Origin of the sequence: Paracoccus haeundaensis (assembly GCF_006239215.1) — a bacterium.
Taxonomy (GTDB): domain Bacteria; phylum Pseudomonadota; class Alphaproteobacteria; order Rhodobacterales; family Rhodobacteraceae; genus Paracoccus; species Paracoccus marcusii.
In genome coordinates this window covers 1-18,748 of record NZ_VDDC01000049.1, presented here as the reverse complement: position 1 = coordinate 18,748, position 18,748 = coordinate 1, and the positions used below count along the sequence as shown (strand labels likewise).

General features: G+C 58.9%; 27 protein-coding genes and 1 pseudogene. 11 read left to right on the top strand and 17 right to left on the bottom strand.

Going from position 1 to position 18,748, the window contains the following annotated elements; all coding sequences use genetic code 11:
- The 3 genes from tnpC to tnpA form a co-directional block, all read right to left on the bottom strand.
- A partial coding sequence (gene tnpC / locus FHD67_RS18440) for an IS66 family transposase (RefSeq protein ID WP_139599608.1) occupies window positions 1-1,300 on the bottom strand: 1,300 nt, incomplete at its 3' end.
- A gap of 69 nt (window positions 1,301-1,369) precedes the next feature.
- Window positions 1,370-1,726 (bottom strand): IS66 family insertion sequence element accessory protein TnpB, encoded by a 357-nt coding sequence (tnpB, locus tag FHD67_RS18435; RefSeq protein WP_071209476.1) that lies wholly within the window; start codon window positions 1,724-1,726, stop codon window positions 1,370-1,372.
- Complete coding sequence (gene tnpA, locus FHD67_RS18430; protein ID WP_204245734.1) at window positions 1,723-2,091, bottom strand: IS66-like element accessory protein TnpA; 369 nt, start codon at window positions 2,089-2,091, stop codon at window positions 1,723-1,725. The genes tnpB and tnpA overlap by 4 nt, the downstream gene beginning before the upstream one ends.
- A gap of 144 nt (window positions 2,092-2,235) precedes the next feature.
- Here tnpA and FHD67_RS18425 point away from each other — a divergent pair.
- Window positions 2,236-2,634: pseudogene (locus tag FHD67_RS18425) on the top strand (IS30 family transposase); the annotation flags it as partial.
- Between the two features lie 194 nt (window positions 2,635-2,828).
- On the opposite strand, the gene FHD67_RS18420 reads toward FHD67_RS18425, so the two are convergent.
- The 6 genes from FHD67_RS18420 to FHD67_RS18395 all read right to left on the bottom strand — a co-directional run bounded on the left by FHD67_RS18420 (window position 2,829) and on the right by FHD67_RS18395 (window position 5,279).
- Complete coding sequence (locus FHD67_RS18420; RefSeq protein ID WP_045999878.1) at window positions 2,829-3,122, bottom strand: type II toxin-antitoxin system RelE/ParE family toxin; 294 nt, start codon at window positions 3,120-3,122, stop codon at window positions 2,829-2,831.
- The gene (locus FHD67_RS18415) at window positions 3,110-3,394 is read right to left on the bottom strand and encodes a CopG family ribbon-helix-helix protein (protein ID WP_139599606.1); all 285 of its coding nucleotides are present in this window, start codon (window positions 3,392-3,394) and stop codon (window positions 3,110-3,112) included. Before FHD67_RS18415 ends, FHD67_RS18420 begins: the two co-directional genes overlap by 13 nt.
- 302 nt (window positions 3,395-3,696) lie before the next feature.
- Window positions 3,697-3,990 carry an HU family DNA-binding protein gene (locus tag FHD67_RS18410; RefSeq protein WP_045999880.1) on the bottom strand — a complete coding sequence of 98 codons (294 nt, stop codon included), beginning with the start codon at window positions 3,988-3,990 and terminating at the stop codon, window positions 3,697-3,699.
- 70 nt (window positions 3,991-4,060) lie between these two features.
- Entirely contained in the window at window positions 4,061-4,249 is a 189-nt protein-coding gene (locus FHD67_RS18405) for a hypothetical protein (RefSeq protein WP_139599605.1), read from the bottom strand.
- A gap of 85 nt (window positions 4,250-4,334) precedes the next feature.
- Window positions 4,335-4,532: a hypothetical protein gene (locus FHD67_RS18400; RefSeq protein WP_139599604.1), complete on the bottom strand. Its 198-nt coding sequence runs from the start codon at window positions 4,530-4,532 to the stop codon at window positions 4,335-4,337.
- A 123-nt stretch (window positions 4,533-4,655) separates the two neighbouring features.
- The gene (locus tag FHD67_RS18395) at window positions 4,656-5,279 is read right to left on the bottom strand and encodes a hypothetical protein (RefSeq protein ID WP_139599603.1); all 624 of its coding nucleotides are present in this window, start codon (window positions 5,277-5,279) and stop codon (window positions 4,656-4,658) included.
- 400 nt (window positions 5,280-5,679) lie between these two features.
- On the opposite strand from FHD67_RS18395, the gene FHD67_RS18390 reads away from it, so the two are divergent.
- The 7 genes from FHD67_RS18390 to FHD67_RS18360 all read left to right on the top strand — a co-directional run bounded on the left by FHD67_RS18390 (window position 5,680) and on the right by FHD67_RS18360 (window position 10,578).
- Window positions 5,680-6,114 (top strand): hypothetical protein, encoded by a 435-nt coding sequence (locus FHD67_RS18390; protein ID WP_139599602.1) that lies wholly within the window; start codon window positions 5,680-5,682, stop codon window positions 6,112-6,114.
- A 9-nt stretch (window positions 6,115-6,123) separates the two neighbouring features.
- Window positions 6,124-6,570 (top strand): DUF421 domain-containing protein, encoded by a 447-nt coding sequence (locus tag FHD67_RS18385; protein WP_139599601.1) that lies wholly within the window; start codon window positions 6,124-6,126, stop codon window positions 6,568-6,570.
- A 315-nt stretch (window positions 6,571-6,885) separates the two neighbouring features.
- Window positions 6,886-7,401, top strand: a complete 516-nt coding sequence (locus FHD67_RS18380; protein WP_139599600.1) for a ferritin-like domain-containing protein — start codon at window positions 6,886-6,888, stop codon at window positions 7,399-7,401.
- A gap of 58 nt (window positions 7,402-7,459) precedes the next feature.
- Complete coding sequence (locus FHD67_RS18375; RefSeq protein ID WP_139599599.1) at window positions 7,460-7,960, top strand: YciE/YciF ferroxidase family protein; 501 nt, start codon at window positions 7,460-7,462, stop codon at window positions 7,958-7,960.
- 89 nt (window positions 7,961-8,049) lie between these two features.
- Window positions 8,050-8,874 carry a manganese catalase family protein gene (locus FHD67_RS18370; RefSeq protein WP_139599613.1) on the top strand — a complete coding sequence of 275 codons (825 nt, stop codon included), beginning with the start codon at window positions 8,050-8,052 and terminating at the stop codon, window positions 8,872-8,874.
- Between the two features lie 281 nt (window positions 8,875-9,155).
- Window positions 9,156-9,638, top strand: a complete 483-nt coding sequence (locus tag FHD67_RS18365; protein ID WP_139599598.1) for a DUF4142 domain-containing protein — start codon at window positions 9,156-9,158, stop codon at window positions 9,636-9,638.
- A gap of 532 nt (window positions 9,639-10,170) precedes the next feature.
- Window positions 10,171-10,578 carry a BLUF domain-containing protein gene (locus FHD67_RS18360; protein WP_139599597.1) on the top strand — a complete coding sequence of 136 codons (408 nt, stop codon included), beginning with the start codon at window positions 10,171-10,173 and terminating at the stop codon, window positions 10,576-10,578.
- Between the two features lie 540 nt (window positions 10,579-11,118).
- Here the strand turns inward: FHD67_RS18360 and FHD67_RS18355 are convergent.
- The 3 genes from FHD67_RS18355 to FHD67_RS18345 form a co-directional block, all read right to left on the bottom strand.
- Complete coding sequence (locus FHD67_RS18355) at window positions 11,119-11,412, bottom strand: HU family DNA-binding protein (protein ID WP_139599596.1); 294 nt, start codon at window positions 11,410-11,412, stop codon at window positions 11,119-11,121.
- A gap of 362 nt (window positions 11,413-11,774) precedes the next feature.
- Entirely contained in the window at window positions 11,775-12,224 is a 450-nt protein-coding gene (locus tag FHD67_RS18350) for an acyl-CoA thioesterase (RefSeq protein ID WP_218062348.1), read from the bottom strand.
- A 67-nt stretch (window positions 12,225-12,291) separates the two neighbouring features.
- Window positions 12,292-12,639, bottom strand: a complete 348-nt coding sequence (locus FHD67_RS18345; RefSeq protein ID WP_139599595.1) for a glycine zipper domain-containing protein — start codon at window positions 12,637-12,639, stop codon at window positions 12,292-12,294.
- 437 nt (window positions 12,640-13,076) lie between these two features.
- On the opposite strand from FHD67_RS18345, the gene FHD67_RS18340 reads away from it, so the two are divergent.
- Window positions 13,077-13,283 (top strand): cold-shock protein, encoded by a 207-nt coding sequence (locus FHD67_RS18340; RefSeq protein WP_139599611.1) that lies wholly within the window; start codon window positions 13,077-13,079, stop codon window positions 13,281-13,283.
- Between the two features lie 232 nt (window positions 13,284-13,515).
- Here FHD67_RS18340 and FHD67_RS18335 read toward each other — a convergent pair whose 3' ends face one another.
- Window positions 13,516-14,358, bottom strand: a complete 843-nt coding sequence (locus FHD67_RS18335) for a YsnF/AvaK domain-containing protein (protein WP_218062347.1) — start codon at window positions 14,356-14,358, stop codon at window positions 13,516-13,518.
- Between the two features lie 423 nt (window positions 14,359-14,781).
- On the opposite strand from FHD67_RS18335, the gene FHD67_RS18330 reads away from it, so the two are divergent.
- Both FHD67_RS18330 and FHD67_RS18325 read left to right on the top strand, forming a co-directional pair.
- Window positions 14,782-15,870: an HWE histidine kinase domain-containing protein gene (locus FHD67_RS18330; RefSeq protein WP_139599594.1), complete on the top strand. Its 1,089-nt coding sequence runs from the start codon at window positions 14,782-14,784 to the stop codon at window positions 15,868-15,870.
- 92 nt (window positions 15,871-15,962) lie between these two features.
- Complete coding sequence (locus FHD67_RS18325; RefSeq protein WP_246071344.1) at window positions 15,963-16,406, top strand: response regulator; 444 nt, start codon at window positions 15,963-15,965, stop codon at window positions 16,404-16,406.
- Window positions 16,407-16,464: 58 nt separating this feature from the next.
- On the opposite strand, the gene FHD67_RS18320 is transcribed toward FHD67_RS18325, so the two are convergent.
- The 4 genes from FHD67_RS18320 to FHD67_RS18305 form a co-directional block, all read right to left on the bottom strand.
- Window positions 16,465-16,743 carry an HU family DNA-binding protein gene (locus FHD67_RS18320; RefSeq protein ID WP_139599593.1) on the bottom strand — a complete coding sequence of 93 codons (279 nt, stop codon included), beginning with the start codon at window positions 16,741-16,743 and terminating at the stop codon, window positions 16,465-16,467.
- 117 nt (window positions 16,744-16,860) lie between these two features.
- Window positions 16,861-17,643: a glycosyl hydrolase 53 family protein gene (locus tag FHD67_RS18315; RefSeq protein WP_139599592.1), complete on the bottom strand. Its 783-nt coding sequence runs from the start codon at window positions 17,641-17,643 to the stop codon at window positions 16,861-16,863.
- Between the two features lie 331 nt (window positions 17,644-17,974).
- Window positions 17,975-18,382: a DUF2442 domain-containing protein gene (locus tag FHD67_RS18310; RefSeq protein ID WP_139599591.1), complete on the bottom strand. Its 408-nt coding sequence runs from the start codon at window positions 18,380-18,382 to the stop codon at window positions 17,975-17,977.
- Window positions 18,369-18,617 (bottom strand): DUF4160 domain-containing protein, encoded by a 249-nt coding sequence (locus FHD67_RS18305; protein ID WP_139599590.1) that lies wholly within the window; start codon window positions 18,615-18,617, stop codon window positions 18,369-18,371. The genes FHD67_RS18310 and FHD67_RS18305 overlap by 14 nt, the downstream gene beginning before the upstream one ends.
- Window positions 18,618-18,748 lie beyond the last annotated feature (131 nt).

Sequence of the window (18,748 nt, the reverse complement as noted above, 5' to 3'; positions counted from 1 at the left end):
TGCCGTCGTCGAGGAAGCGGATCAGGCCGGGCCAATGCGCGAGGGTATAGCGGATATCCTCGGCCAGAAGGGATTTCTGCGGGATGCGCGACAGCTGAGTTCCAAGCCAGGGCTTGAGCGCGGCGATGATCGGGGCGGCCTGGGCGCTCCGGACGGCGAGACGGTCGGCGGGAGCCTGGCCGCGCACGGTCTTCTCGATCTGATACAGCAATGCGATCTGGCGCAGCATCTCCTCGGCGATGGGCGAGCCCTCGCTTTCAAAGCGCTTCACGAAGCGACGGCGGACATGGGTCCAGCAATTGACCAACTGCCACGGCCCCTCATCGCGCGTGATCTCGGTCAGCGCGTTGTAGGACTGGTAGGCGTCACATTGCAGGAACCGGCCGCGGTATCCGGCGAGGAACTTTAGCGGATGCTCCCGTCCTCGGCCGGGGGCGTAGTGGAACAGCACGATGGGCGGACCGACACCGCCATGGCCGCGATCGTCGGACACGACGGCCCAGAAGTAGCCGCTCTTGGTAGCCTTCCGGCCCGGATCGAGCACCGGCGCGCGGGTCTCGTCCACGAAGATCCGGTCGGCGCTGCGCAGATGAGCCTTCATGTGGTCGATGACAGGCATCAGGTGGAAGCAGGCGCGCCCCGTCCAGTTGCCGAGTGTGCCACGGTCGAGGTGGAGACCTTGCCGCTCGAAGATCCCCGCTTGGCGGTAGAACGGAAGGTGGTCGCCGAACTTCGAGACGATGATCCACGCGATCAGCCGTTCGGTCGGCAGCCCGCCAGGGACGACATGCTCAGGGGCATGCGCCTGCACGACGGCCTGCGAGCAGCGGCGACAGGCGTATCTCGGGCGCCGCGTCACCAGCACCTGGAACTGCGCCGGGATTACGTCGAGCCGCTCGGATATATCTTCCCCGATCCGGGCCATCTCACCGCAGCCGCAGGGGCATTGGATGCTGGCGGGCTCGATCACGCGCTCGACCCTGGGCAGGTGCGCCGGCAGATGCCCGCGGTTGCGCGCGGGCTTGCGAGGTTCTTCCCCGCGCGTTTGGGCAAGCGCGGCCTCTGCCTTTTCCTGCGCGGCCGCGAGGACGCCTTGGGCCAGTTCGGCATCCTCGAGCGGCAGATTGAACTGGTCGGGTGACAGCTTCTCGGAACTCTTGCCGAAGCGCTCGCGCTGCGATGCCCGCAGGATGCCCTCCAGCCGACGATTGGCCTCCTGCACCTCCACGAGCGCCGCCTCGACCTCGGTCAGGCGGGCCTTCAGATGAGCGTTCTCACGGCTGAGGGCATCGGCATCCATGCCTCGGAGTGAATCACGCAAACGCGGTTCTGGCTAGCAAAAACAGGGAATTCCCGTGCGTCCGCCCGCTCACCCTGCGACCAGCGGACGCCGCGCCCGTTCCGGCCGCACCAGCCGCCAATCCAACCCTTCGAACAGAGCCGCCAGCTGCGCCGAGGAGATCCGCATCACTCCGTCCCGCATCTGCGGCCAGACGAACTTGCCTCCCTCAAGGCGCTTGTGAACGAGCACCATTCCGGTCTGATCCCAAACCAGCAGCTTGATCCTGTCCGCCCGTTTCGAGCGGAAGACGAAGACCGCCCCACAGAATGGATCGAGCCCGGACATCTCCTGCACCGCCAGCGCGAGGCCATCGATCCCCTTGCGGAAGTCCACCGGGCGCGTCGCCACATAGACCTTTGTTGGCCCTCCCTGACCGAGCATCATGATGTCGCCGTCCGCGCCGCCCGGATGGACCTGGTCAGCAGGATCTCATCGGCGTCGGCCCCGACGCGGATCACGACATCGCCGACAACGATCTCCACGCCGGTGGCGACCTCCGTCTCTGCCGGCATCGCCGCTGCGGGACCCTCGACGACCAACTCTGCAAACATCGGCAGGGCCGCCACGCTCTCGGGCACGACAAGCTGCCCCGTCCGCAACTTCTTCCGCCAGTCGTAGACCTGCCAGCGCGTCGTCCCGTGCTGCCGCGCGACATCCGTTACCGAGGCCCCCGGCACCAGGCTCTCCGCAGCGACCCGCGCCCGCTCCGCCTTCGTGCGCCGCCGACGCCCGCTCGGCCCCTCGATCACCTCTAGCCGAGAAACCCTGCCGTCCCCTGGGCCGTCCAAATGGACGCCCACTTTGCCGTCTCGTTCCAAACCAACACCTCCAACGCTCATGCGTACAGAAAATGGCCCGGTCAGATCAGAAGCGGCAGGAGGGGGGCCGCGTCGCGCTTACAGCCGATCATGGCGCAGATCGCCCAAGCATTGACGCCCCTGCCCCGGCATGCCTGCCGATCGATCACCTTTGACCGTGGTTCCGAGTTCATCGATTGGCCGCATCTGCAGGCGGAGGTGGGCGCCCAAACCTGGTTCTGCGAGGCGCAGTCACCGTGGCAGAAAGGCGCCGTCGAGAACGCCAACAAGCGTCTCAGACGATGGCTCTGCCGCGATACCGATCCGAACACGCTTTCCCAGGAGGAGCTCCGTCAGCTCTGCGCGGGCCTCAATGCCACGCCGCGCAAGTGCCTCGGCTTCCGAACGCCTGCCGAGGTGTTCAAGGCTAACATACTCGGACGCGGCTACAGACGGGAGAAACTCTCCCGGCAACCATTGTCGCATTTGGGCTAGCGCTTCCAGGGTGGGTTCTATTCTGAAACGCGACAAGCCATGATTTGCTGAGCTTTCGCGGATCGAGGAGTTCTCCCGTGGCATCGCTTCTCACCCTGCCGAGCGCTGCATCACTGCGGGTATGCTGCAGCGAAAGATCAGCGTGGCGGACATCGATGTTCAGCCTGGACGGCATGCGAAGCTACCCTCCCGGATCATAAGTATCCTGCCTCACGCTGATGCCTGATCGCCAGAACGACGGCCTGTTTGCCGTCCACCTGATAGAGGACCGTATAGCCGCTGTCCCCAAACGCGATCAGCCACTCCCGGAACTCCGGGGCCATCTTGTCGGCCGGGCGCCCTACGCCCGGCTGCGCGGCTACGATCTGCATGCCCTCCCGGATGGCCCGCACTGCGCGGGACGCGGCATCCGGGTTTTTGGAAGCCAGAAACCGATAGCACCGCTGGACGCCCTGCAGCGATTTCGGCGTCCAGATCAGCTGTGGCATTCAGGCGGCTCTACATCCTGACCAGCTTCGAGCCGAGTCAACCAGTCATCCGCCTCGGCATGAGAAACATGCAGGCCAGTGGTCTGATAGGACGCCCATGCCGTCAGCGCCTCCTGCCGGAACGCCTCACGCTTTTCCTCGCGTTCAACATACTGGGCAATGGCCTCACGCATCAGGTAATGCGGGGTACGGTTCTGTGCCTTGGCAAGCTCCCGCATCCGGGCATGAACCTCGGCATCCAGCTTTACGGCAACAGGGTGGACGGCAGCCATGAAGTCCTCCGAGTACGGATGGTATTACTTCGGTATACCATCGATGCGCAGCGCCGCCAACGGGGCATCTGGTCCCCATTCGCCGACGTCGCAAGTCTCGCCTGATATTCCTGACCGGCCGCTTGGGCCCGCATAGCAGTCCTGAAGGCCCGGGATCGGAATGCCCGCTTTGTGGACCTTACTCATTCTAGACACCTGATCTTCTCTCAGGGCCTTTGACCAGCAGGTTGGCGCGGGTCATTCTATAGCTCAAAACGCTTCGCAAGGCTGCGGGCATCGAACGCTGATCGCGATGAGCAGGACTAACCAGGGGTTTTTGAGCCGTTGAGCTGCTCCAAAAGGTGCTTGGAGGCTCTGAACCGTGGAACTTGCTTGTTCTCCACCTGCACAGGTTCTCCGGTTTTAGGATTTCGGCCCATTCGGGCATCCCGGATCTTGCTGGCAAAACTCCCGAACCCCCGGATCTCGACCCTCTGACCCTGGGCGAGACGGTTTGTGATCTCGTTCAGGATCGAGTTGAGAGCGGCCTCCACCACAGGTCGGGATAGATGAGGGTAGGTCTCCATGAGCTTTCCTACCAGTTCCGAGCGGATCATGGTCAACTCCTTCTTCCCGGGAGGATATGAGCAGGCATTCTGAAGCTTGGCCAGCCGGGAATTGTGAAGTTCAGTCCCTGAACTGGATTCCGATGCCTTCCGGCGTCTCGCTCACCTTCACTGTCGCGATCCCGTCCCCGTTGGACAGATCCACGCTCACGCCATCAAGGGTCGATGTCACCTTGACCATGCGCCAGGGCGGGCATTCAAAGACATGCATCCTGCCATGAATGTCCCTGAGGAGGACGACTTTTGCCATCAAGGTTCTCTGCATGTGACACGCTGTGCTCTGACCCTCAGACTGGATGGCCGAAGGGTTGAAAGTCATGTCCAGTTCTCTGCGCTCAGAACTTTATCAGACGCAAGGCCATGGCGACCTTCGCCTCAATCATACGTTCGAGGTCATCATCGGGTTCTGAACCGGTCATCTGGTTGCTCTTGCTGGCCTGCCGATCCTTGTTCTCCCTATGATCGAGCTCCAGGGAGAGCGAGGTCAGATTCTGAGGTTCAGAGGTTTGAGGCCTTTGTCTTGCGAATGTCATGGTAACCCCCATGGTTCTGTGACCCCACAACACTCTCATCAACCTTTTCCCGCTGTCAAATCTGCCCGAAACCTTCGGCGGGTCTGAACCGAAAGCGCAATGAACTTGTCGGATAGCTCTGCCTCAATGGTCTGCGGCTTGGCTTCTGATTTGATCGTGAAGCCTGAACCGTTCGCTGCGTGATCGCAGCTGTTCTGTTGCGGCAGCTGCAGGCCTTATGGTCCAGCTTCCATTATCAAAATGTGTGATGAACGTGCGTTTTGCTCCGACCAAAAGATCGTCGGACAAGTGGTCTCCAATCACGAGAATTTCGATGCTGACCCGGTCTGTTTCCGCCTGCATGGGACTTGCCTCACCTTCCGCTCTGGTACGGTTGATAATGCTCTCAAACGTGCCGATCGAAGCGTAGTCACCCTGCTTGAGAGGCCCCTGGAACGTTTTGTTTCTTGGGTCCGCGTTGTCCCCTAAGTCAATCCTATAGTCCGTGATCGAATGTTGCACTTCCCTGTCGCCCCATCTCAGGGTCGCATGGACACTTTCGATATAAACGGCTTCCGAACTCATGTTGCTGATAAAGCAAGCTGCATCCAGTTCGGAGCCAGCAGCTTGGTTGATAACGATTTTTGATCGGCGCTGCCGCCGAAAGCTTTGCAGAAAGACCTGGAGATAAGCGATCCAGACGAAGAGCATAGCAACGTTTGCAACAGCATTTATGACATCACTGTTGGCTGAAATCCATTCAAGCATCACGGCTCCCTTTCTGTCTTCCGCTTAACAGGCGCTACATCTTTCTGTTCCTGCCGTTAGCTCTTCAAACGTCACCCGGTTGGTTCCGCTGATCCGACACATGGGCGGAGATTGGGACGCTGCCCGTGAAAGGCAAACCTGTTTGACAGGCGGTCTGCCTCACCGGCTGATGCTCAGGTCCATACAGCTTCGACACGAGCAGCGCCCAAAGCAGTCATTCACCCCAGATCGATATCACCCTGATAAACTTGGGAAGCGCTATCTGCGGAACCGCGCAGCGGCCCGGACGGTTCGGCAACAGGAACATGCTTTGGACGATGAGCCAATGAACGAAGACATTAGCATTCCGCCAGTGCGTGAGGACGGCCTCCAATTGCAAGAAGAGCGAAGGATCCAGAGGGTGTTCTGGACCGTCCAGCGCGTGTCATGGTTCCTGTTTGGTGTTGTCTGTCTTGTTGCGCTGCTGGGTTTTACGGGCAGCGGCGGCGTGTTCCAGAAGCAGACTGTCTATTTTGCCGATGCCGTCGTGGAACTCCCACGTATCACACGGTGGGAAGCTTCGGATGATCTCTCTATTCGCTTCACGACGCCGCAAGCGGCGCATGAGGTCACCATTGCGCAGCCCTTTTTTGATCTCTTCTCCATCGAACGCATTCAACCCGAACCACAGGAGAACACCCTTGCGTCCTCTGCACAGCGCCTGCGGTTCGCGGCGGAGGGGGCGCCGCCTCATGAGGTTTCCATCGGCATCCGGTCCATGCATTTCGGCCGGGCCAGCTTCGACATGACCATTGGCGGGGAGACGCTGATGGTCGGCATTCTTGTTCTCCCATAAGAGGTTCGAATGGATTCAGTCATCCGCGGTCTGGCCGTCTACTTCGTGCTGCTGATCATCGCCCGCCTTTCGGGTCGCCGCACCCTGGCACAGACAACCCCGTTCGATTTTGTCCTGCTGCTGATCATCGCGGAAACGACCCAACAGGCTCTGTTGGGTGACGACTTCTCAATCATCAATGCGTTCGTGCTGATCGTCACGCTTTTCGCGGCAGACGTATCGTTGGCATTCCTGAAAGGACGATCGGCACGGCTGGCGCTCTGGCTCGACGGGGCGCCCACGGTTCTCATCAGCAACGGCACGATCGACGAAGAAGCTTTCCGGCGCGCGCGGGTGAGCGTTGCGGATGTACTGGAAGCCGCAAGGGCGCAGCAAGGGGTCGCATCGCTCGCAAAGATCGATGCCGCCGTGCTGGAAACCAGCGGCGGCATCAGCATCATTCTCAAGGACAGTTAGAGACGTGGAACGTCCGCTTCTCCCGCATAGCAGACTGTCCAAAATGACGGTCGATACGCTACCATGCGGGACATAGCGGTTGTCGGAGGCGTTACAGACTGCGGAACGCGATCCACGATGATAGACGGATTGACGTGATCGGGGACATCCGGACCATCGCAGGACGCTTTGATCAAGACACGACCCCTGCCAGCAAGAAGTCACGACGGCGTCATGAACGGCGCCATATGGTGACAAGGAACCAAATGCCTATAGCAAAGCTTCTTCACCACGGAAGCCAGAATACCAGAGCAATTCTGGCAAGAAGGAGTTCGCATGACAAACGTCACATCCGCGCACGACGTCTTTATCACTGGATTGAAGAACGCACACGCGATGGAGAACCAGGCCCTTTCGATCATGAAGCCCCAGCTTTCCCGGATCGAGCATTATCCGGAAGTGGCGGCTCAACTGGACCTGCACATCCGTGAAACCGAGAACCAGATGCATCGCCTGGAGCAGATCCTTGCAGACGTCGATGAATCCCACTCGTCGTTGAAGGATGCAGCCCTGTCGTTCACCGGATCGATGGCCGCACTGACCCACTCCATGGCAAGCGACGAGATCCTCAAGAACAGCTATGCGAACTACGCATTCGAGCATTTCGAGATCGCCGCATACATCTCGCTGATTACCGCGGCCGAGGAAAGCGGTGCAACGCAGGCCACTGCACTCTTGCGTCAGAACCTGGGTGAAGAGCGCCGCATGGCGGGCTGGATCGAAGAAAACCTGCCGATCGTGACGCGGGCGTACATCGCCTTGTCGGCCAGTGGCGAACGCGCCGACGTCTGATCGGCTTTCAAATCACATCCGCCCGCTGAAGGGCAATCCAAGCATCAGGAGAGAACCGATGGCTGACAAGACCCTTGAGACGCTGTTTCACGAAACCCTGAAAGACGTCTACTACGCCGAGAAGAAGCTGACGACAAACTTGCGCAAGATGGCGCGTGCTGCCCAAAACCCGGAGTTGAAGGCTGCGTTCGAGCAGCATGAGGAAGAGACGCAGGGCCAGGTCGAGCGCCTGACGCAGGTGTTCGAACTGATCGGGAAGCGCCCGCGCGGCAAGACCTGCGACGCGATCGAAGGCATCATCTCTGAGGCCTCCGAGATCATGGACGAGTTCAAAGGCAGCCCGGCGCATGACGCGGGCCTTCTGGCCGCTGCCCAGGCTGTCGAGCATTACGAGATCAGCCGTTACGGCACACTGAAGGCCTGGGCAGAGAAGTTGGGCATGGATGAGGCCGCCGGGCTTCTGGACCAGACCTTGCAGGAAGAGACCGCAACGGACGAGAAGCTCACCATGCTGGCCGAAGCTGTGATCAACACCGCTGCAACCGGCAAGTCGGCCTGAAGATCCGACAGAGGCCTGCCCGGAAGGGCAGGCTTTTTCCGTAGAAGATCACGCTGATCCTGCATTCCCCTCAGATGAGTAGAGAGATCATGTTTTACACAGACAACAAGCTTCAGTACCCGGTCCGTGTCGACGCCCCGAACCCGTTGTTTGCCCGCGCCCTGCAACAGGCCATCGGGGGAGTGGAAGGCGAAATCCGCGTTGCCATGCAGTACTTCTTCCAAGCCTGCGGTGCCCGCGGCAATCCGAAGTTCCGCGACATGTTGATGAACACCGCGGCCGAGGAGTTGGGGCATATCGAGATGCTGGCGACGGCCGTGGCCCTCAACCTCGAAGGGGCCCCCCTGAGCCTGCAGGAAGAAGCGGCAAAGGACTCGGCCGTCAATGCCATCATGGGCGGCCTGAACCTGAAGAACCTGCTGTCCTCCGGTCTGTCGGCAATGCCCGTGGACTCGGACGGCGTGCCGTTCGACATGTCCCATATCTATGCCAGCGGCAACATCGCCGCGGACATGACTGCGAACATCGCGGCGGAGTCCACGGGCCGCACCCTGGCCGTGCGCCTCTACAACATGACGGACGATGCCGGCATGAAGGACATGCTGCAGTACCTGATCGCCCGCGACACGATGCACCAGAACCAGTGGATGGCGGCGCTCGAGGAACTGGGTGGCGCCACTGGCGCCTTTCCAATCCCCAACAGTCATCCCCAGAGCGAAGAAAAAGCCGAGTTCAGCTACGCCTATCTCGGCTTTCAGGCAGATGGCAGCGAACCGGCAGAAGGACGGTGGTCGCAGGGGGCCTCGATCGATGGAAAGGGCGAGTTCACCATCCAGCCGATGGCTCCCCTGGGACAGGTGCCCGATTTGGGCAAAGCAAAGCCAAAGAGCGGCGCTCAAAGCGAACAGATGTAAGACGGCGCGCCTGGTGTCGTGCACAGCACGTCGCTACGACGCTTCAAAGCAGCCGCACGGGATTCCGATCCCGTGCGGCTTTTTTTTGAGTTCGCTTATCAGCGTCATGGCTGAGACTACCTGTGCGCAGTCATGCTGGCCATATTCATGTGTAGCAGACACGGAGCTGACCCCCCAAGCATTGCGCCGGTAGCTCGACTCTCTGATAGCCGAATAAGACGACGGCCGGAACATTCGCTCACGTCGCCGGTTGCCGGACCCCCACCCAACAGGAGGATCCGATGAACCGCCGAACCGTCTTTGCGATCACGTCCGCCGCCGCCATCCTGCCCTATGCTGGTCTGGCGCTCGCCCAAACCCCTGCCGCCGCCGATGATGGCAAGCAGCCGATCCTGCTGGCCGGCAACTTTTCGCTTTTGGCGAGTCAGATCGCCGTCGAACGCGCCTCGTCTGACGCGGTTCGCACCTTTGCCGCGCTGGAGGCCAGCGAGCAACAAGCCATCGCTGCGGCCTTCGGAAGCGCGCCGGGCAACCAGGTAGCCGCCAATCATGCCGCCACCATCGAAGCCCTGCGGGCAATGCAGGCAGGCGAAGAATTTGACCAGATGTACGTGGACAGCCAGATCACTGCCCATGAGCAGGTCAGGGCCCTGCACGCGGCCTATGCCACGGACGGTAGCGATCCGATGGCAAAGGGCGCGTCGATGATTGCCGTACCGGCCATCGATTCACATCTGGCCATGCTGCGCATGATCAGAGGCTGACGAAGTGGAGACCTGGCTATGCGTGACCGGCGGAAACGCCGTGGGTGCCTTTCATGCTGACGCGTGGAAGGCAATCCAGCAGCGGGACTGAGCGTCGCACGCATGGCCGGCGCCCCGATCGGGGCCATCGTCGCGGCGGTCATGGCGGGCAATCGGCCCGATCGCCGCGTCGAAAGCCTGGATGTTTTTCTGAACAACGATTTGTAAAAAGATCGTTGACTATAGCCGCATATCGTTGCGGCGCCGCGCGATGCTGGGGCGCACGCTGATGACACAGGCGCTTGAGGACGTCTTGGCCGAGCCAAGAAAAACTACAGCACCATTAGCTTCCGCCAACCCGGCACGCTGATATGAACTTAGATAGAATTCCAATCTAGCCGTTCCTTGAATTATGCAGACTGTAAGAAAAGGGGCCGGGACTTACCGAAGAGCCCCCACTGTCAGCACTACAAAGGTTTATTTTCCGAAGAATCTATTTGTATATGCATTTCATGTAGTATATTTTTTTACTGGCCTGAGTGAAGGATAAGATATGCAACTCACCAGACTTATCTACGCCTCAAACCATGGCGGAATAAAAAAAGAGGCCCTTGATGATATTTTAGAGGAATCACGCAGAAACAATATACGCGATGATATTACAGGCCTTCTCATTTCCAGCGACGAGGATTTCATTCAGCTGATCGAAGGTGGCCGTACGGTAATTTCGAATTGCTTCATGAGAATTATGCAGGATACGCGACATCGCTATATCAACGTTCTATTGACCCAAGGAGTTGATTCCCGTTTATTCCCAAAGTGGAGTATGCGAAATGTTGATGTCACTAATTTGAAGAAAGACATCATAGATAAATACTGGAGCAAGGGAGCCTTCGATTCCCAAGAGATGGCGCACGCGGATATTGAAGCTCTTTTTTTAAGGTTTTCTGATGTTCGTTGATGGTTTTGAAAATATTATTTGCTTTCCTAGTATTGCATCTAAGATAGTTAAATAGATGTTTCGTCGAACCCCGCTCTTTACGGCAGAGTTTATTCTTGGTGATTTTTGGGATGACATCCGACACGTCTGCATTTAATTATCAACGCCCGCTGTGACCGACAGCTTATTACGGGTCCAAACTTGTATTCGAGAAGAAAGCCCTATTGAAACCGATCTAAAAAAGCTAACGGTCTGTATTAGCGCCTTGGAGCCAAACATACTTGATATGATGGACCTTGCGTCCTTGAAGGCACCTCATCTGCGAAAAGATTTTGTTCGGAGGCTGACCACGGCCAACCCTATCAGTACAAATCACGAACAATCCGGCATCATGTACAACCTTAACGTGTAGAACATCTGCAAGGGGGGTATGTTTTGCGCAGAACTTGCCCCGGAGCTGCTGGAACACTCTCGGCTCGGTGGCCCTTGATGGCAGATCAAGAGTGACCAGACGCTTCGCGTGGCTGCATGCCACGGACGCTGATTGCGCAGAGAGGGAAACTATCCGGCGGTTCTGGAACGGTTGAGTTGTTCCAGAAGGTGCTTCGAAGCTCTGAACCGTGGGATCTGCTTGCTGTTCAACTGTATGGGTTCACCGGTTTTGGGGTTTCGACCCATTCTTGAATCCCGGATCTTGGTGGCGAAACTTCCGAAACCGCGGATCTCGACTCTTTGGCCTCGCGCGAGACGGTCCATGATTTCGATCAGGATCGTGTCGAGAGCGGCTTCCACCATGGATTGAGGCAGATGCGGATGAGCCTTGACGAGCCTTCCCACCAGTTGCGAGCGGATCATGGCAACTCCTTCTTCTCGAAAGGATATGAACAGGTGTTGGGAAGCTTGGCCGGCCGTGATTTAGAACTTCATGACGCGCAGGGCCAAGGCGACTTTTGCTTCGATCATCTGTTCGATGTCTTCATCAGGGTTTGACTTGGTCTTCCGTTTGCTCATCTTGGCGTGGCAATGACTGCTTCCAGTATGCTTAAGCTTCGGGAAGAGTGTGGGTAGCTGTCTCGGCTCAGTCGTCAGGCATCGTTTCTGTGAAGTAATCATGGCAAGCCCTACCGTTCTATGACCCGTCGATCATCTCATTGCCTCGGTTGGGCCGTCAAATTCGATAAAGACATCCGGCGACTTTAAGCCGACAATCGCCCTTGTCAGTCTTGCTCTTTATTGGCAGCGACCGATCGACCGACATTCGGCAGGAAGGCACGAGCAATGTCACTGGCGATCCGGCGCGGCCGCCGGGTGGTCGCATCGACGCAGCACCAGGAACTGCGCACCTCCGCCACCAAATCATCTCCACGCTTGAACAGGGTCGTGAAGGAAGCGCGCGTTCCGCGCGTTGCAGTAGCCATGACATGTGCCTCCACCCGGTCCTCCAGAAACAGCGGCAGGCGATAGACGATCACATGTTTCAGAGCCACCCAGAGGAGTTCAATCTGCGCTTGCGGCGGAGAGCGGTACTGCCAATATCGAACGACGGCTTCCTGTACCCATTGAAGATAGACGGCGTTGTTGACATGGCCCATGGCGTCGATGTCCTGGGTCGTTATCTCAATGGGGTGGCAGAACACGAAAGCTGTCGCTGTTGGCATGGTGTCCATGTCTTTTCCTGGCTGACTCACCGCCGATATGGGGCTTGGGATACGATCTGCCGATCGGGGGGTATGTTCAGCGGCGGGCGACCAGCAAGCCCAGGAGCACACCGACGCCTGCTGCAATCCCCAAGGCCTGAACCGGGTAGCCGCGAACAAGGTCGCGTGTTTCCTCATAACCCAGTTCCGCATAGAAAGCTGCTTCCTGCGCGCGCTGTCCGCCAGCCTTGTACAGCCGTTTGGCATGATCCTGTCCCGCCTTCCGAAGAGGGCCGACATACTCGCGACTGACGTTCAGAGCCCCATCGGCAAGGGCCGCCCCCCGCTCAACCAAGCCTGCGGTGCCTGCTTCGTACGGAATTGACGTATCATTGGCAGCGGCATTGACATTGCGGTCTGTTTTGACAGGCGGTTTCTGTACCATCGCGTAGTCCTTTTGTGTGTGTGGACGTTGTCCCTAGAGCAACAAAACCCCACTGGGGGTCTGGTTCCACGGCTTGCAGAAAGGCCGTTTTTGGCTCGCTACGGAGTAAACCCTTTCAAACCGGCGATACCTGGCAAAAAAACGCACCAGGTCCTGAAGGAGCTGGTGCGCTGCAAGTCTGGTTTTCGAGCAGTGGACAGGTCATCCGGCGGTATTTCTCGATAAAGAGACAATAATCGCGGCATGGCTGTTATCCCCCTTTTGCCTCGCGCCGGGGTTGTTGGGAAGTTGTCGAAATGGTCAGGCCATGTGCCGGGTCGGCGTGATGAACAACGACGCCCCGCGGATCACGGCTGCATCCGGTCTTCCTTCTTAGCTTGTCGGCTCGCGTATCATGGATGATTGTCACGAGGCCAAGGCTCAACATGGAGATCAAGATGCCCAAGGGAACGGTAAAGTGGTTCAACGCGGACAAAGGCTTCGGCTTCATCCAGCCTGACAACGGCGGGACTGATGTTTTTGTCCATATTTCGGCCGTCGAGCGGGCCGGTATGCAGACCCTGAAGGATGGCGCAGCTGTCTCGTACGAATTGGAAACCGGCCGCGGCGGAAAGATCAGCGCGATCGACCTGCGACTGGCATGACCTAGGTCCGCTAAACAGGCAAAACGATAGCAGAGCTTGCCGCTCGGCAGACGTGCTTGAGAGGCGGCCCGTGCTCGGGTCGCCTCTTCGTCCGCCGCAGCTCGCCGCTGGCATGTCGCATCTTACTGAAGATAATTGGTGCTTGCTCATGCAAAAAGGGCCGCACAAGGGCGGCCCTCTTGTTCATTGTGCTGGAGACGGAGCAAGCCACCGATGCCAGATTGAAGGAGTATCACTCGCGGGTGCGGTTCCGATCGTCGCGGCCCAAGGTAGAGCGCTCGTCGTCCACCTCGACCTCGGTGTGGCGAACCGTGTCGGACACTGTTTCCTGCCGCGTATCGCTGGTCTTGCGCAGCCCGATCTCCTCAACCACGCGGGCTTCCTTGGAGACGACGGCCTCCTCCCGGTGTTCTTCCGCCTCAAACGTCCGCTCGCGGTAGTCTTCGTCAACGATGGCAGGACGATCCACAGGGGTTCGGACCAGCTCAACATGCTCATCGCGCAACTCAACCGTCTCGCTGACCGGCGTTTCTACCGTATAGGCGCGAATGCGGACGCGACCGTGGCTGGTGTCACGCTTGCCGACACGCAGGGTCTCCTGAACGACCGGGATCGACTCTCCAGAGGGGGTCGCGGAATGCCCGGCGGCGGTTGCACGCTCTGCCGCATAGGGGCTGACCTCGTAGCCGCCCCACCCCTCGTTGCGCCAGCTGGCCTCGCGCTCATCGAGGTTCACGGTGCCTTCGTCATCCAGAATGTCCAGAACCGCATCATATTTCTCGCTGTCGAGACCGGACACCGTCAGGAGATGACCGCCTCGGGAGAGGCCTTCAGCATAGCTGTAGCGATCCTCGTCAGGCATCAACAGATCGCCCAGACTGTCCCAGAAGCCTTTGCCTTGATCGGCTTGCTCAGTCGCGGTGTCGGTCTTGCCGGAATCCAGGCGGATCTGGCTCATGTCCACGCGAGCCACGAGAAGCCGATCCACGGCACGCTGTGCATCGTCCTGGGTGTCAAAGAGTGCCGAGACGGACATCTCGCCTGCAGTATCAGTAGTGCTGTCATAGGTCATCATGATGATCCTTTCGTTTCAGGATCAAAAACGGTTCTGGCCTCGGGATGTTCCCATATGCCGTAGCGCCGGCGGGATTTGGCTTGGTCCGAGGCCTATTATCATACTCTCTATCAGGAGCCTGCGTGATTAAAATTGAACCAGGGGCGCTTTAGCCCAAACCAGGATGCCGTTGTAGGAAAGGCGCGTCCCGGGGCGTCCAGGACGTGCTGCTCAGCTGACGGGTGCACAGCCTCTCCTTGGCTTCCGCTTGTAAAGTACGATAGCAGACGAGAGGGGCGGCTGAACAAGACTGCTTGGTGTAGCAGGTGATGAAGACAGGTCCGGCACGGCCCTGAGGAGATTACGGACTATCGTTGTTTCCGGGCATCCTCGCAAATTGGACGTTAGGATAATGGCGGTGCCTGAGGATGGAGAGGCGTGGGGATGCAAGACAAGTTTCAAGCCGATGTGGATATCATCGCCTCCATCTCAGCCGTGTCCTCGATCCTCGACGTGGTGTGCCAGATGACGGGCATGGGGTTTGCAGCGGTGGCACGCGTCACCGAAGGCCGCTGGATTGCCTGCGCCGTCAAGGACGAGATCGCCTTCGGCCTTGCCGCGGGTGACGAACTGCCGGTGGAGACGACGATCTGTCATGAGATCCGGCAGCTCCCGGCCCCGGTGGTCATCGAGAGTGTGTCCACGGATGAACGTTACAGCACCCACCAGACGCCACTGATGTATGGCTTCCAGAGCTACGTGTCTTTTCCCATTCATCTGCCGGACGGGGAATTTTTTGGCACTCTTTGCGCCATCGATCCCCTCCCCCGTTCCTTGAGATCGGCACAGACAATCCTAACGTTTAAGCTGTTTGCAGAACTGATTGGCCAGCATCTCGAAGGCGCGCGGAAGCTCGCCCAGACCCAACGCCTACTTGAGGAAAGGCGGGACTGGGAGCGCCAGCAAAGGGTTGTGCAGCGCGAAATGATCCATCGCATGAAGAACACCCTGACCATGGTCCAGGCGGTGGTGACCCAGAGCCTGCGCAACGCCACTTCGCTGGAGGATGCCGCGCGCTTGGTGTCCGACCGGATCCATGCCCTTGGGCGCGCGCAGGACATCCTGACGGAGCACAGGTGGGAGACCGCCGACATCCACGAGGTGGTGCAGGCCGCAATTGCGCCGCATGCCGATGGCGAGCATCGTTTTCTGATAAGCGGGGACACGGCGGCGCTGACCGCGCAGCAGAGCATGGGTCTGGCGCTTGCCCTCCACGAGTTGTCGACGAATGCGACAAAGTACGGCGCCCTGTCGAGCGCGCAGGGCCGGATCCACATATCATGGACGGTATCGGTGGATCGGGCACTCATGTTCCTGTGGCAGGAAGTTGGAGGACCCGCAGTTGATGCGCCCACACGAACGGGGTTCGGTACACGCCTGACCGAGCGTGTTGTGCCCTTCTATTTTGACGGTAAGGCCCAGTTGGACTATGCCCCAAGCGGGGTACGCTATGAGATGACCGGAACCTTGTAGAGACCTCCCGATCTTCTCCGACAGAGCCGCTTGAAGTATACCGGAACATTCTCCTACATCTTCGGTTCGGCTGTTGAATCGAAAAAGGTTCCATGAGGAAGAGCCTTCACATGTTTTCTCCGCCGCAACCGAAGGATGCTCGTTTGCCCCACAATGCTACACCTGTTGATGCCGCTCATTGCCCGTGCATCCTTATTGTCGAAGATGAGCCTATCATTGCCATCGACCTTCGGATCATCTTTCAAGATAACGGCTATGATGTGCTTGGGCCTGCCACCTCGGTCGACATGGCCCTGCAACTCCTGAACAATGCGCGGCCGGACCTGGCGGTTCTCGACGTGAACCTTCGGGGCCAATCGGTGGTTCCAGTCGCGGAACGTCTCCGAAGCCTTCAGATCCCTTTCTTCCTCTCCTCGTCCTACGAGACTGCGCAACTACAGACAGTCACTGTCCTGGCGAATGTAGAGAATGTTCGAAAGCCGTTCGAGGAGAGGCGGCTCCTGGCTGTTGCCCGGCGTGCTCTTGGGTCAACATAGCCCGTCTGCCATTGTTTGGTGGCCTGTGGGGAGATAGTTTTAGCGTACCTAACGCATATTAAGCGTTGATTTTATCAAGCAGCAGATTCGACGCTCTGAACCACGGAACCTGTCTTGCCGGGATTTTCAGCGGTGTTCCGCTTTTAGGGTTTCGACCCGTATGTGCACACCGAGGTCTGGTGACGAACACCCCGAAGCCTCGGAGTTCGACCCTGTCTCCACGTGCCAATGCCCCCTCGATTTCCGTGAAGATCGCTGCAACGACTGCCTCTGCAGCCTTGGGTGCAAGATGTGGGTTGGCATCAGCGATCTTTCGGACGAGTTCTGAACGTACCATACGGTTTTCCTTGATCTCAAATCGCCACGAGGTGAGTGAGTTTTGCTGGGATCAACCGACCCAAGCATTTGTTTGTTCCTGGAACAGCGTCGGGCTCTCAAGCCATCTGTCATGCCATCATGCAAACAGTTCCGCAGCCAGAGCCGGATCGACAGACATGTCGCTTCGGATCAGTCCGTGGCTCCACCGTCGGCGTGCGCGGGGCGTGTGCCACGGCGGGCAGTCGACGATCGGGTACCAGCAGACGCCAACCACGTTCACCCCTTGTCGCCTGGCAATCTCCACTTCTTCGTGAACGTGCCGCCACCAGTGGCCTTTGTGAAACCCGGGATGGCGGTGATGATGAACAGGATGGCCATCATGCCAACTGGTTTCAGAGACCATGACGGGTTTCCGGTACCGTCTCCACGTCTTGACCAAAACTTTTGAAAGCGCGGTGCGGGCGGTATGGGGATAATAGTTCACACCGATCACGTCGACATCGACGGCTGACACGATGGCGTCGGTTGCTTCGAACTGACGGTCTCCGACCCCGGTGATCGGATCGTTGGTCAGAATGCCGATATTGGGATGATGATCGCGTGCAACTCGGGCCATGGTGATCGCCATGCCGGCGGCCTCATGGGAACGCATGCCTGATAGCCGCGGATAAAGAGACGGTTCATTGACCGGACACAACCAAAGCCGCTCATGGCCGGAAATACCAAGCGCCGCTTCCGCGGCGATCTGCGCCGTATGGATCGGATCGAAGTTTCGGTGATAGTGGGACAGATCCCAGATCCCCTGAACATCAGCTTCCCGGGCGGCCGAGAGCCGGTCCCACGGATCGTGACCAGGAACCAGGCCGTCCCGGACGGTGAGCATGCCATGGGCGCGAGCTACCTGGAAATGCTGGTGCATTCGATCATGTGGCGTGTGCCGGGTAGTTAAGAGCAGGTCATGGCGTCCGTTATGCACCAGTCCACACTCGAAGCCGGCAATCGCTTCGCTTCGGAACAGGGGGTCGCAAAAAGGAAGTGAGAGTTGATCTGATATGATCGGGCCTCGTAGTGCAGCGTCTTGGTGGCAGAGAACCTGAGAAGCAGCTTTTCTACAATGCCAATGCCGGAATGAAATTCACTACGGCAGATCAAATACGGTTCACGGCTGAAAGTCATATTTTGAGCGGCTCAACCGCCCCACCACCCCCGGCTGATCCCCGTCTCCCGCGCGTCTCGGCGCATACCGGTGACTATGCCTGCTTGCGGGGCCGTCCTCCCTTGGCCCCGTTCTGCCGCGCGGCGGCTGCCTTGGCGGGGGTGGTTACCCTGCCGCCTGCTGCGCCAAGCTGTGCGGCCATCCAGCGCTTGGTGCCGAAAATGCCCTGCATGAGGCTCGGGACGTAGACATCGGCATCCAGGGATGGCCAATGCAGGGCCAGCCCCGAGGGTGCAATCTCGATTTCACCAAGCGCTGCAGGATCGGCATCGGCCAGCTCCTGCATCAGATGGACGGGCACCGTGATAATCACGCCGGAGCTGAGGCTCACCACCAGTCGGTTCTGAGGGGCATCGTATTCCGCGCTGACCGCGTATCCGTTCTGGCGCAGGTCTTCACCGCGCTGGATCGAAGCCTGAAACTCTTGTTCAGAAACGTCCATGAATCTCACTCCATGCTGGGCAGAGAGTCGCAAGATGGGCGGCCAGGTCCTTCTGGATGCGCACCACGATCCGCCGCGAAAACCCGTAGACCTCCCGCAGTTCAGGGGGGCCGTCAGGGCAGTTGAGGATAAAGACCGCTTCGCCGCCTGCCCCGATCACGTGGACATGGGCCGGGCGGTGGTCATCCGGGTAGATCACCACCCGCAGACCGTCGAAGCGAAGAACGGTTGGCATGGTGTCACCCTACCATAAACCCAAGCGCTTTGGAAATGGTTTCAGGAGTGCAATGGCGATGTTGCGCAAATCAGCCCCGAGCATGACTGCCCCCTTTCCCGCCATTCTTCAGCGGACGGCTTCGATCTCGG